The sequence below is a fragment of the Azospirillum humicireducens genome, from assembly GCF_001639105.2.
GTDB lineage: Bacteria > Pseudomonadota > Alphaproteobacteria > Azospirillales > Azospirillaceae > Azospirillum > Azospirillum humicireducens.
In genome coordinates this window covers 552,098-565,296 of record NZ_CP015285.1, presented here as the reverse complement: position 1 = coordinate 565,296, position 13,199 = coordinate 552,098, and the positions used below count along the sequence as shown (strand labels likewise).

Genomic DNA, 13,199 nt, shown 5'->3' with positions numbered 1-13,199 from the left:
TTGGCGAAGCGCATGCCGAAAACCATCTCCTCGCCGCGGCTCCCCCTCACCCTCTCCCCAGGGGGGAGAGGGGATCTGCGCCTGATTGCTGCGGTATTCTTTGTTACGGTGCTGGCTCTCCTCTCCCCCGCCCATGCCATGGACATCAAGCGCGTGGTCAGCCCCGGCGGCATCGAGGCATGGCTGGTCGAGGACCATAAGGTTCCGGTGCTGGCGATCGAATGGACCTTCGACGGGGCCGGCGGCTCCGACCCCAAGGGCAAGGAGGGGTTGGCGAACCTCGCCTCCACCATGCTCGACGAAGGGGCCGGCCCCTATGACTCGCAGGCATTCCAGGCACGGCTGCAGGACAAGGCCATCTCCCTCGGCTTCGACGCCGGGCGTGATGGGTTCAGCGGCTCGTTGCGCACCCTGACCGAGAATCGCGGGGAAGCGCTGGAGCTGACCCGGCTGGCGCTGACCGAGCCGCATTTCGCGCCCGAGGCGCTGGACCGCATGCGGGCGTCGATCATGGCCAGCCTGAAGCGGGACCTCGCCGACCCCAACTATGTCGCGCGCCGCCAGTTCTACGCCACCGCCTTCCCCGGCCATCCCTATGGCGGCGAGGTGCGCGGCACGCTGGAAACGCTGCCTGCCATCACGCCGGACGACCTGCGCGCCTTCGCGAAGGGGCAGTTCGGCCGCGACCGGCTGGTGGTTGCAGCCGCCGGCGACATCTCGCCGGAGGATCTCGGCAAGGCGTTGGACACGCTGTTCGGCACCCTGCCGGCGAAGAGCGAGGCGAAGCCGATCCCGGACGTCACCATGACCGGTCTGGGCGAAACCATCCTGCTGCCGCGCCCGACGGCGCAGACCGTCATGCTGATGGGCCAGCCGGGGGTGAAGCGCGACGATCCCGACTGGTACGCCGCCACGGTGATGAACTATGTGCTGGGCGGCGGCGGCTTCGGCTCCCGCCTGATGGAGGAGGTGCGGGAGAAGCGCGGGCTGAGCTACGGCGTCTACAGCTATCTGATCCCGATGGACCATGCCGCCGTGGTGATGGCCGGCGGCTCCACCGTCAACGCCAAGGCCGGACAGGCACTGGACATCATCCGCCAGGAATGGGCACGGATGGCGAAGGACGGGCTGACCGACCAGGAGATGGCCGACGCCAAGACCTATCTGACCGGCTCCTTCCCGCTGCAGTTGGGCTCGACCGAGGCCATCGCCCGCATCCTGCTGCAGGTGAAGCGGGACGATCTGGGAATCGACTATCTGAACCAGCGCGACCGCTACATCAACGGGGTGACGCAGGCGGACATCAAGCGCGTCGCCCAGCGCCTGCTCGACCCGGCGAAGCTGCTGACCGTGCTGGTGGGCAAGCCCGAAGGCGTGTCGCCGACGCGGACGGTCGAGGGGGGGAGCTGAGGCACCGCCGATCCATCGGCGTCCTCCCCCCACCGAACCTCCCCCACTCTGAGCGGACCTATGGTCCGCCTGCCGCGTCAGCACAAAGCGAGGCTTTGTGCGAGAACCGGGCGGGGGAGGGACCGCCGCCACTCTTCCGCCCAAGCATTCGCCCCTTCCCGCCCGGTTGCACCACTGGCCGCCCCGCATAGGCCGTTAGACCGCGCCGACTGCCGCGTTTTGGCCCGTGGCCGTTGCCGGTTGTCGGTGCTAGGCTCCGCACGCCCCGGAGAGGGGCCGCGTCAAAGGACCGCTGACGTCAAGGAGTCCAAAGCATCATGACCGCGCTGACCCGTTCCCCCGCCTGGGCCGCTCTCGCCCAACATCGCCAGGACATGGCCGGCACGCACATGCGTGACCTGTTCGCTGCCGACCCCGGCCGGTTCAAAGCCTTCTCGCTGGAGGCCGCGGGGTTGTTCCTCGATTATTCGAAGAACCGCATCACGCGGGATACGGTCGGCCTGCTGCTCGACCTCGCCCGCCAGCAGGATGTCGAGGGTGCCCGCGCCCGCATGTTCGGCGGCGAGCCGATCAACCTGACCGAAAAGCGCGCAGTGCTGCACACCGCCCTGCGCAACCGCTCCGACCGTCCGGTGACGGTGGATGGCCGCGACGTGATGCCGGCCGTCCGCGCGGTGCTGGAGCGGATGGACGCCTTCGCCGCCTCCGTGCGCGACGGCGAATGGCGCGGCTATACCGGCCAACCGATCACCGACGTGGTGAACATCGGCATCGGCGGCTCCGACCTCGGTCCCGTGATGGCGACGGAGGCGCTGAAGCCCTTCGGCCATGCCCATGTCGCCCTGCATTTCGTCTCCAACGTCGACGGCACCCATCTGGCCGAGCAGCTGAAGTGGCTGGACCCGGAGACGACCCTGTTCGTCATCGCCTCCAAGACCTTCACGACGCAGGAGACGCTGACCAACGCCCATTCCGCCCGCCGCTGGTTCCTGGAGACTGCGAAGGACGAGGCGCATGTCGCCAAGCATTTCGTCGCCGTCTCCACCAACGAGGCGGAGGTGCGCAAGTTCGGCATCGACCCGGCCAACATGTTCGGCTTCTGGGATTGGGTGGGCGGACGCTATTCGCTGTGGTCGGCCATCGGCCTGCCGATCATGATCGCCATCGGGCCGGAGCGCTTCGCCGAGCTTCTGGCCGGCGCCCACGCGATGGACGAGCATTTCCGCACCGCGCCGCTGGAGCGCAACATGCCGGTGCTGATGGGCCTGCTCGGCGTCTGGTACCGCAATTTCTGGGACGCCTCGTCCTATGCGGTGCTGCCCTACGACCAGTATCTGCACCGCTTCCCCGCCTATCTCCAGCAGCTGGACATGGAGAGCAACGGCAAGTCGGTAACGCGCGGCGGCGAGCCGGTGGATTACCAGACCGGCCCGGTGCTGTTCGGCGAGCCCGGCACCAACGGCCAGCACGCCTTCTACCAACTGATCCACCAGGGCACCTCGCTGATCCCCTGCGACTTCGTGGCGGCGGCGACCACCCACAACCCGATCGGGGCCGAGGCCGGGGCGCATCACCGCATCCTGCTGTCCAACGTCTTCGCCCAGGCCGAGGCGCTGATGCGCGGCAAGACCGCCGACGAGGTGCGGGCGGAGATGACCAAGGCCGGCAAATCTCCCGAGGACGTCGAGGCCCTGGTCCCCCACCGCGTCTTCCCCGGCAACCGCCCGTCCAACACCATCCTGATCGAAAGCCTGACCCCGGCGACGCTGGGCGCCCTGATCGCGCTGTACGAGCACAAGGTCTTCGTCCAGGGCATCGTCTGGGACATCAACAGCTTCGACCAGTGGGGCGTGGAACTGGGCAAGCAGCTGGCCAACACCATCCTGCCGGAGTTGGAGGCCGGTCCGGCCGAGGGAGCGCATGACAGCTCCACGACCGGACTGATGGCGTGGTGGCGGGCGCACCGGTAGAATTAAGTTAGTATTCTATGCATGGCCGCTGCCGATAGCAGTGGCCATGCAAAATGAATATTCCTCCTCTTAAGTTCTCTACATACATATCTAAGATAATTCAAATATGGACTGCGGCCTCTGAATCTTGCAAAGATTCATTTATTGGCCGATGCCACCAATAAGATTTCTTGCACTATCCGTAATCCTTTCAACATCCTCCGCACCGCGCGCAACAACACCTATGATCCCGCCGATTTTTTTAGCCACATCGCCAACACGATCTACAATCTTCTTCTCAGATTCTCTCTCAATTCCAGATTCTTCCGTAGTGTATTCCTCCATCTGCTTTGCAATGAGCATCGCAGAGCCGACCGTTTCAAAAACATCCTGCAAGTTGGTGATTTCTGGATGACTAAGCCACCATATCATGGTGTTTAAGTGTTTTTTTAGGTTATACTTCAAACTCAAAGAAATACTACTTGTCTCAAGCATAGATCTTATTTCTTCAAGCATTTTTACAAGTTCAATGGCATCAGCTTCTTGGATTCGAGCCTCCCGGAACTCCTCTCCCAAGCTATGCCCAACCACTCCCAAAGCTCCACAACTGGTATCAGAACATATTTTTTTGAATTCATTCGAAAATTTCCCAAAATTCCCAAAATCAAAAAGATCATTAAACTGAGAGACGACACTAACAGCCCAAATTTTTTGGTGGTTATTAAATTTTCTGCTATACTCTATCTGATCTCTGAGCTTATAAAGCTCAGACCGAACTTTTGAAATGTTCAATATTACATCATAGTCATCCCTACCATCTCCACCAAGAACCTCCGACCACGCCTGAAGAAGCGTTCTACCAAATCCTGGAATGTCGGAGCATTTTTTGTTAAGAATAGAGAATATCTCTGCTAATATTTCCGCTTTGTTTGTATAATTTGCCATTTCTTTCTGAGTTCCTCTTCGATAAATCTTAAAAGAGCGAAAAATCAAAAGATGTTCTTGCCGATCTGAATTCTTGATCTATCAACGATTCGGCACGCATCGTCTAACATATCGCGAAATACCATCTCATGCAATCTCCTAACAATGAAGTGGTAATCCGAAATTACTCTCATTCCGAGAATATGCTGTCTCAATGAAAAATGCGCAACTTTCCGTGTTCCAAGAGCGTTGGAAAACGAACAGTTCAATCCACCCCTCTTCACCGGAGCGACCCAATGCCCACACGCTTGCGCCTCGCCATCCTGATCTACGGCATGATCCAGGGTGTGGTCTTCGGCATCGGCACCGTCCTTGTCCTGGCTGTCCCCAGCTTTTCCGAGCAGGCGATGACGCTGATGCCGACCGTGGTGATCGTCAGCATCGTTCTGGCGGCCCCCATCGCCTGGTTCATGGCGCCGCGGATGCGCCTGCGCTTCTGGCAGCGTCGGGACGAACGGCAACAGGCGCCGCGCCGCGTCACCCTGCCCTGACCGCTCGGTCCGTGCCGTCTTCCGCGACCATGGCGAACAGCCAGTCGCGGAAGGCACGCATGGTCGGCGTCCCCGGCCGCGACTTCAGCGAGGTCAGCCAGTAGGCGCCCTTGCACACGGTCACGGCGAAGGGCTGCTCGATCAGGCCGAGCGCCAGCGGCCGGCGGAACATCGATACCGGGGCCAGCGCCACCCCGGCCCCCTGGATCGCCGCCTCCACCATCAGGGAGGAGGAATCGAAGACCGGCCCCTTGACCGGGGGCATGGCCGACGGCTCCATCCCGGCGGCGGCGAACCAGCCCGGCCATTCGTCGGCCCGGTAGGAGCGCAGCAGGGTCTCGCGGCCGACATCGGCGGGGTCGCGCAGACGACGGGCGATCTCCGGCGCACAGAGCACCGACAGCGGCGCGTCGAACAGGTGGACCGCGTCGGTGCCGTGCCACGCGCCGTCGCCGAAGCGGATGGCGTAGTCCAGCCCCTCCGCCGCGATGTCGACGCGGTTGTTGTTGGTGGACAGGCGCAGATCGACGAAGGGATGCGCCTCGCGGAAGCGCGTCAACCGCGGCAGCAGCCAGCCGACAGCGAAGGTGCCGACCGCGCCGACCGTCAGAACCTCGCGGAACCGCCCACCCTCGAACTGGTCGAGCAGCCCGCCGATGCGGTCGAACGCCTCCTCCAGCGTCGGCAGCAGCGCCCGGCCCTCGTCGGTCAGGGCAAGGCCGCGCGGCAGCCGGTGGAACAGGCTGGCGCCCAGACGCTCCTCCAGCAGCTTGACCTGATGGCTGACGGCGGCCTGGGTCACGCACAGCTCGATGGCGGCGCGGGTGAAACTGAGATGCCGCGCCGACGCCTCGAAGGCACGCAGGGCGTTCAGCGGCAGATAGGGGCGGACCACGGGCTCCCCGGTCGATGCTGGGTGTCAGGGGCGTGCTAGCACCGAATGGCGGGTGGGCTCCAGGGGGATGTGGGGGGGGGGTCGGCTGACGATGCCTCCTCCCTAACCCTCCCCCGCCTTTGACGGGAGAGGGAACTGCCGCCGCTCTCCCACAAAGCTCCTACCCCCTCTCCCACCGAAGGTGGGGGGATGGGGAGGGGGCACCCGAAGCAGACACCCCCACAAACACTCACCGCCCCGTCAGCACCTTGCGGGTGTGCAGCGCGATCATCCGTTCCTCGTCGGTCGGGATGACATAGACCGGCAGGCGGCTTCCCGGAGTAGAAATCTTCGCCGCATTGGCCTCGTTGGCCGCCGCATCGATCTCCACGCCCATCCAGGCCAGCTTGTCGCCGACCCGCGCCCGCACCGGGGCGGAGCGCTCGCCGATGCCGGCGGTGAACACCACCGCATCAACCCCGCCCATCGAGGCGGCCAGCGCGCCGGTCTCCTTGGCGATGCGGAAGCAGAACAGCTCCACCGCCTCCTGCGCATGCGGGTCGCTGCTCTCCAGCAGGGCACGCATGTCGTTGGAGATGCCCGACACGCCGAGCAGTCCGGACTTGTTGTACAGCATCTTCTCGATGGCGCCGGCGTCCATGCCTTTGCGCATCAGGTAGATCAGCACGCCGGGATCGATGGTGCCGCAGCGGGTGCCCATCGGCAGGCCGTCGAGCGCGGTGAAGCCCATGGTGCTGTCGACGCTGCGCCCGCCATGGATGGCGCACATGCTGGCGCCGCTGCCGAGATGGGCGACCACCACCCGCGAATCGCCCAGTTCCGGCGCGATTTCCGGCAGACGGCGGGAGATGTACTCGTAGGACAGGCCGTGGAAGCCGTAACGGCGCACGCCCTCCTCCGTCAGTTCCCGCGGGATGGCGAAGGTCTGCGCCTGCCAGGGCTGGTTGCGGTGGAAGGCGGTGTCGAAGCAGGCGACCTGCGGCAGCTCCGGATGCGCCTCGGCCAGCGCGCGGATGGCGGCGAGGTTGTGCGGCTGGTGCAGCGGGGCAAGCGGGACCAGACCGTCCAGCTCATCAAGCACGGCCGAGGTCAGCAGCACAGGGGAGGCATGGCGGACGCCGCCATGGACCACCCGGTGGCCGGCGGCGATCAGCGTCGCCCCCTCCAGCCGTTCCTCGATCCAGTCGAGCAGATAGGACAGAAGCGCCGTGCGGTCGCTGGCCTCGCCCGCCCCCCAGGTCTTTCCGGCGAGCGGGCGGCGCTGGGCGTCCTTGGCCTCGAACACCGGCTGGGTGCCGATGCCCGAGATCTGGCCGTTGATGGTAACCACCGGATCCCCGTCGCCATGATCCCGGAACACCGAGAATTTCAGGCTGGAGGAGCCGGCATTGATGACGAGGATCGCGTTGGACATGGCGTCAGGCTTTCTCTCACTCGGCCGCGGCTGCGGCACCGCGGCGGCGGGCGGCGGCCGACAGGACGGCCACGGCGCAGGACGCCAGACGGGTGCGGACATTGTCGGCGCGGCTGGTCAGGATGATCGGCACGCGGGCGCCCAGAACGATGCCGGCGGCGTCGGCATGGGCCAGGAAGGACAACTGCTTGGCCAGCATGTTGCCAGCTTCCAGGTCGGGGACCAGCAGGATGTCGGCCTGCCCGGCCACCTCGGACTTGATGCCCTTGGTGATGGCGGCCTCGCGGCTGATGGCGTTGTCGAAGGCCAGCGGGCCGTCGAGGATTCCGCCGGTGATCTGGCCGCGGTCCGCCATCTTGCACAGGGCGGCGGCCTCCAGCGTCGAGGCGATCTTGGTGTTGATGGTCTCGACCGCCGACAGGATGGCGACGCGCGGCACCTCGACCCCCAGCACCTTGGCGAGGTCGATGGCGTTCTGGACGATGTGGACCTTGTCCTCCAGCGTCGGGTAGATGTTGATCGCCGCATCGGTGATCAGCAGCGGCCGCGGGTAGGTCGGGACGTTCATCACGAAGACGTGGCTCAGGCGGCGGCCGGTGCGCAGGCCGGTCTCCTTCCGCACCACCTCGCCCATCAGCTCGTCGGTGTGCAGGCTACCCTTCATCACCGCCTCGCATTCGCCGGTGCGGGCGAGCCGCACACCGGTTTCGGCGGAGGCATGGCTGTGGGCGACATCGACGATGCGATAGCGCGAGATGTCCAGGCCGTAAGCGTCGGCAACCGAGCGGATCTTGGCTTCCGGACCGACCAGAACCGGGTCGATCAGGTTGGCTTCGGCCGCCTCGACGGCGCCGCGCAGCGAGCTCTCGTCGCAGGGATGGACGACGGCGGTCGGCACCGGAGGCAGCGACTCGCACTTCTTCAGCATCAACTCGTGGCCGTCATGGCGGATCACCTGCACCTGGGGCAGCTCCGCCGCGGCGCGGCAGAATTTCTCCGTCGGGGCGATCACCTCGGCAACGCCGGCCGCGACCGTCTTGCCGTCCTGGTTGGCGGCGAGGCAATCGAAGACGACCGTCTTGCGCTCCGCATCCTTGGACTTGGCGGTGACGGTCACGGTGACGATGTCGCCCAGCAGGACCGGGCGCTCGAAGCGCAGATCCTGACGGACATAGATGGTGCCGGGACCGGGCAGCAGCGTGCCGAGAACCGCGGAGATCAGCGAACCGGACCACATGCCGTGCCCGACCACCTTGTGGTCGGCGGTGTAGTTCTCGTCCACATGGGACGGGTTGAGGTCACCGGACACCGTGGCGAACAGCTCGATGTCGGACATGGTCAGCCGGCGCGACAGGCTGGCCTGCTGGCCGATGCGGATTTCCTCGAACGTGACGTTTTCGATCATGGGGCTGCCGTTCTTGCCTGTCGGAACGATGCCGCTGCGGTCCGCCGGAACGGCGGAGAGGGCGACGGTGACGGTGTCCATCTCAAAGCTCCTCAAAAGGATCGCGGCGCCCGACCAACAGGCCGCCGGACGGACGGAGATCCGTCGGCAAACCCATATGCCGGAGACGGGGACGGATACCCTGGGATTGGGCACCCGTCGCCGCGGCAGGCCGTATCCTCCCGATCCCGGTTCCCGTGCCCCGGCGCCCGTTGGGACAGGCCGATGGCAGCGGGCCGAAACCCGTCTTGTTGGGTCCCGCCGAAGCGGAACCTTCGCTCCCCAAGGATTTTCCAAGGAGTGTGCTTGTGCGAAAGAAATAGCCCCCATGGGCAGGGAGCCCAATGACCTACATCAATAAAGTTGCCAAGCTATTGTTGCAGCTGGGTTACTGGGTTCGTTTCAGAGCAGTGAGCAGGCGCAGCATAACCGAAACTTGCGCGCCCGCGGATGGGAAAAGCGAACCCGCCGGCAAAACCGCCACCATTGCGCACTGCGGCAGGGCCGGCGTGACGGCGATGACCCGAGTGCGGATGCGCGGCCGTCCGCTCAGTCCGCGGCGGCCTCGCAGGGGCAATGCCGGACGAGACGCGGGACGCTGACGGCGAAGACGGTGCCGTGCCCCACCCGCGACCGGACGGTGACGGGATGGTCCAGCATCTCGGCCATGCGGCGGACGATCGACAGTCCAAGCCCCAGGCCACGCCCGCTGTCGCGCTGGTCGGTGCCGCAGCGGTAGAAATCCTCGAAGATCGCCGTCATCTCCGCTTCGGCGATGCCGGGGCCGGTGTCCCACACCTCGATTGACAGACGGTTGCCGCCCTCGCTGTCGCAGCGGCGCCGGCAACCCAGCAGAATCCGCCCTTCGGTGGTGTAGCGCAGGGCATTGACCAGAAGGTTGCGCACCATCCGCTCCAACAGGATCGGGTCGCTGCGGACCCGTGCGGAACAGGGCACCATCCTCAATTCCAGCCCACGGTCGGCTGCCTGATCGCCGATCTCCACGGACAGCCGGCCGAGGATGTCCTGCACGTCGAACTCGACCTCCCGCGGCTTCACGTTGCCGACCTCCAGCGCGGAGGTGTCCAGCAGAGTGGACAGCAGCATATTGCCGGCGCTCAGAGCCTCGCCCAGCTTGTGCGCCACCTCCATTTGCTGGGGATCGTCCAGCTTGCTCAACAGGATATGGTGGAACAGGCTCATCGCCTGGAAGGGCTGGCGCAGGTCGTGGCTGGCGGCGGCCAGGAAGCGGCTCTTGGCCTGGTTGGCGCGCTCCGCCTCCGCGTGGGCGCGGGCCAGAGCCTCGCGGATTTCCACCGATTCCGTCATGTCGACGGCGGCACAGATGATGCCGCTGACCGCCCCGGTGTCGTCGCGCATCGGCTCCACCGACAGGTCCAGCGCGCGGCGGGTGCCGTTATAGGTCATCTCCACCTCGCAACGCGCGCCGATGCCGCGATCGACCACCGATCGCTTCACCGAAATCAATCGCTCGGCATCCTCTGGGAACAGTTCGGCGTCGGTGCGGCCGATCATGCGTTCCGGACGGAAGTCCGGCTGCGGGCAGTAGACCCACAAGTGCCGCAGATCGCGGTCCTGGGTGAACAGCGTCACCTTGGAATGGCGCAGGGCCATCCGGAACCGCTCCTCGCTTTCGCGCAGCGCTCGGGCCATGGCGGCGCGGGCCCGCGCCTCGGTGCGCAGCAGGCGCTTCGTCCGCGCCTCGCGCAGCACATAGGCGGCGGCACCGGCGGTCAGCAGAAGCCCGCCGATCAGCATGGTCCAGGCCAGCCGGTCGTCGGCGCTGAACAGCCGCACCGGCACCGGCACCACATACAGCCGCCATACCCGCCCGCCATAGGCGATGTCGCGGACGATGGCCCGCGTTGCCACTTCCCCGGTCAGTTGATCCACCGTCAGCGGCCGGATCGGAGGATGCGGCAGCTCACCGGGACGGCTCAGCGCCCCTTCGGCGGCAAGCAGACGCGGTGCCTCGGCATTCGGGTCCAGCAGGTAGGCGTCGCCAACGGTCAGCCCAACCCGCAGAACCGCATCGCGCAGCAGCTGGCCGACGTCGAAGCTGGTCCACAGGAAGCCGGTCACCACGTCGCAAAGCGTCCGGACGGCGGACCGCCCCTCCCCGGCATCGACGTCGCGCGAATAAACCGGCAGATAGATCAGCGCGGAATTCTGGCCGAACTCCGCACGCAGCGGCTCGTTTTCGGCTGCGACCACGCGATTGGCGGCGCAGGCGCGGACCAGCACGTCGCGCTGACCGGGCAGACTGGCCATATCGAGACCGATCAGGCCCGTCGCCGATTTGGGTTCGGCGAGCACATTCACGAACCGGTCGGCGCCGGGTTCCAGGTCCGCATCCTCGGCGGCATTGCGGACGATGAAGGACGTGTGACCGGCCGACTGCATCGCCCGCTCCAGCAGCGTCTGGTCGCGTGCTGCAATCCGCCGTGACCAGACGATGGCGCGAAGATTCGGATAGAGCGGAATCAGGGGTTCGACCGCCGAGGAAAAGCTCGCCTCCGTCACCGGCGCCGGCCCGGTCATGGGGCCGCTCAGCGCGCGCAGAAGGACGCTCTGGTGATCGAAACGGGTCTTGAGTTCATCGTGGAGCTGGATGGCCTGACGGTCGGCCAAGGCATGCTCAGCATCGCTGGTTGCGGCACGGATCAGCAGGAAAGCGCTGAGGGACAGGAAAAGGCCGGCAAAGACGATGGTTGCAATCGCCCTGCCCGCCCGCGCCTCCCCCAGATATCGCCGGTTCATCCGATAGCCCTCCGTCCCACCCAACTCAATAATAGCGAGGGCAAGACATAAATGGGTATGTTAAAGATCCATATCAAACGAAAGAGGGAGGCAGATCTAACCATTGGAGGATCAGGCCGCACTGAAGCAGGCAATTATTAAGAGGTCTCCGTATCATTTTGCCGCATTGGCGCCACCTGTGTTTCAGAATTTTCATTGCGGTGCAGAAATGACTGCAACCCCTCCAGAAAATACGCCTCCACTTTGTCCATCCCGCCGTTTATTTAGACTCGTTATTATCAGAGCGGATCGAGCCCGAGCAGGCGGATGACGGCCGCGCGCAAAGCGAGCGGCGCAACCGGCTTGTGGAGAAGCGGATAGCCGGACAAACGCGCCTCGCGCAGCCGCTTCGGATCGGTATCCCCGGTCAGGATCATGCCGGGCACCGGACGGTCGAACAATTTGGCAATCTGCCGGATGGCGACGATGCCATTCGCCGCGCCCCTGAGCCGCAGGTCGGAAATGATGAGGTCGAAGCGGTCAGGCCGCAGGCCGATCCGTTCGACGGCGGCATCATAGGAGTCCGCTCCCACCACGCTGCAACCCCATTGGCCAAGCAGCGCCTCCAATGCCGCCAGCACCATCGGATCGTCCTCGATCACCAGGATGCGGGTCCGGCTGATATCCGCCCCGCCGCTGTCAGGCGCAGCTGCGGCAGACGGCTCCTCCTTGCCGGCGCTTTCGGCCAGCTCTACGGAGCGCGGGACGATCACCGCGAAAACGGTGCCCCTCCCCTCCTCCGCACACACCTCCAGACCCAACCCGAGTTTGCGTGCCAGTCCGCGGACCAGCGTCAGGTCCAGGCCCAGCGCACCGGCCCCCTCCCCGGCCGGACGCGCCAGTTCCGCCCTCAATGCCTCCAGCCGCTGAGCGGACATACCGCGGCCGCTGTCCCACACTGCGATCCGCAGGCGATCGCCGCGGATGCGGCAGCCGACCAGAACCCGGCCACGCACCGTGACGCGCAGCGCGTTGGCGACCAGCCCGTGCAGAAGCCGCTCCAGCAGGGCGGAGTCGGTCCGCACCATGGCCGAACAGGGCATCACGCTGAATCGCACGCCCCGGTCGGCAAAGCGCGGCGCGACGTCCAGCGCCAGCCGCATCAGGACACCGTTGACGGCATGGATGCGGATGTCCGGATCGACCAGACCGCTTTCCAGCCGGACCAGATCGAAATGGCCGTCGACCATGCTGCGCATGGACTCGACCGCCTGGGCCATCGAGTGCAGCAGGTCGCGTCCCGACCGTTCCGCAACGCCCGTACGCCCCTCCTGCAACCGGCCGTCCAGTGTGCCGATCAGCAACGACAATGCCGCCAGGGGCTGGCGCAGATCATGGCTTGCCGCTGCGAAGAGACGCCCCGCCGGGTCGCGCATCGGCTGTGCGGCGGGCGCAGGGGCGGGCGTGTCCGCAGACACGGAAGAGGAGATGGGGGAGACGAGCCCGGCGAGCTGCCATGCCGCCCCGCCACCGGCCAGCGGGACAACCACCCGCCCCGGCCCGACCTGCACCTCCAGATCGGCGGCAGGCATGCCGGCCGCAAGGCAGCCGGCCAGACACGGCAAGGCTTCGGCCGCTGGAGACCAGTCGGCCAGCCGTCCGTCGGCGCCGAACACCAGAATCGGCGGCGCCGAGCCGACGGCACCATCCTGGCTGCCGTTCATGACGACACCTTCATCCAAGCCATAACGCCCCGTCACCGATCACGCTGTGGAGCTCCCACAGTATGGAAGCCATCGCCCGCTGCAAAGCCCGCCGTTGGGCAGAGACCACGCGAAGATTGCGCGACATC

At 65.5% G+C, this 13,199-nt stretch carries 9 protein-coding genes; 3 read left to right on the top strand and 6 right to left on the bottom strand.

Annotation, left to right across the window (positions count from 1 at the left end):
- Positions 1-138 precede the first annotated feature (138 nt).
- Together A6A40_RS02560 and pgi are read left to right on the top strand one after the other, a co-directional pair.
- On the top strand, positions 139-1,410 hold the full coding sequence (locus A6A40_RS02560) for a M16 family metallopeptidase (RefSeq protein WP_236783772.1): 1,272 nt from the start codon (positions 139-141) through the stop codon (positions 1,408-1,410).
- A 317-nt stretch (positions 1,411-1,727) separates the two neighbouring features.
- A complete protein-coding gene (gene pgi / locus A6A40_RS02555) occupies positions 1,728-3,380 on the top strand; it encodes a glucose-6-phosphate isomerase (protein ID WP_063633971.1) in 1,653 nt (550 codons plus the stop codon).
- A 141-nt stretch (positions 3,381-3,521) separates the two neighbouring features.
- Here the strand turns inward: pgi and A6A40_RS30315 are convergent, their stop codons facing one another.
- Positions 3,522-4,304, bottom strand: coding sequence for a hypothetical protein (locus tag A6A40_RS30315; RefSeq protein ID WP_146191536.1), 783 nt, complete (start codon positions 4,302-4,304; stop codon positions 3,522-3,524).
- Positions 4,305-4,579: 275 nt separating this feature from the next.
- Here A6A40_RS30315 and A6A40_RS02550 point away from each other — a divergent pair, with 275 nt between their 5' ends.
- Positions 4,580-4,834, top strand: coding sequence for a hypothetical protein (locus tag A6A40_RS02550; RefSeq protein WP_063633970.1), 255 nt, complete (start codon positions 4,580-4,582; stop codon positions 4,832-4,834).
- Here A6A40_RS02550 and A6A40_RS02545 read toward each other — a convergent pair.
- The 5 genes from A6A40_RS02545 to A6A40_RS02525 all read right to left on the bottom strand — a co-directional run bounded on the left by A6A40_RS02545 (position 4,821) and on the right by A6A40_RS02525 (position 13,071).
- Positions 4,821-5,729: a LysR family transcriptional regulator gene (locus tag A6A40_RS02545; RefSeq protein ID WP_063633969.1), complete on the bottom strand. Its 909-nt coding sequence runs from the start codon at positions 5,727-5,729 to the stop codon at positions 4,821-4,823. The genes A6A40_RS02550 and A6A40_RS02545 overlap by 14 nt on opposite strands.
- Before the next feature lie 229 nt (positions 5,730-5,958).
- Positions 5,959-7,143: an acetate/propionate family kinase gene (locus A6A40_RS02540; protein ID WP_063633968.1), complete on the bottom strand. Its 1,185-nt coding sequence runs from the start codon at positions 7,141-7,143 to the stop codon at positions 5,959-5,961.
- A 16-nt stretch (positions 7,144-7,159) separates the two neighbouring features.
- The gene (locus tag A6A40_RS02535; RefSeq protein WP_063636084.1) at positions 7,160-8,548 is read right to left on the bottom strand and encodes a bifunctional enoyl-CoA hydratase/phosphate acetyltransferase; all 1,389 of its coding nucleotides are present in this window, start codon (positions 8,546-8,548) and stop codon (positions 7,160-7,162) included.
- 588 nt (positions 8,549-9,136) lie between these two features.
- Positions 9,137-11,368 carry a sensor histidine kinase gene (locus A6A40_RS32180; RefSeq protein ID WP_063633967.1) on the bottom strand — a complete coding sequence of 744 codons (2,232 nt, stop codon included), beginning with the start codon at positions 11,366-11,368 and terminating at the stop codon, positions 9,137-9,139.
- Between the two features lie 278 nt (positions 11,369-11,646).
- Complete coding sequence (locus A6A40_RS02525; RefSeq protein WP_063633966.1) at positions 11,647-13,071, bottom strand: hybrid sensor histidine kinase/response regulator; 1,425 nt, start codon at positions 13,069-13,071, stop codon at positions 11,647-11,649.
- Positions 13,072-13,199 lie beyond the last annotated feature (128 nt).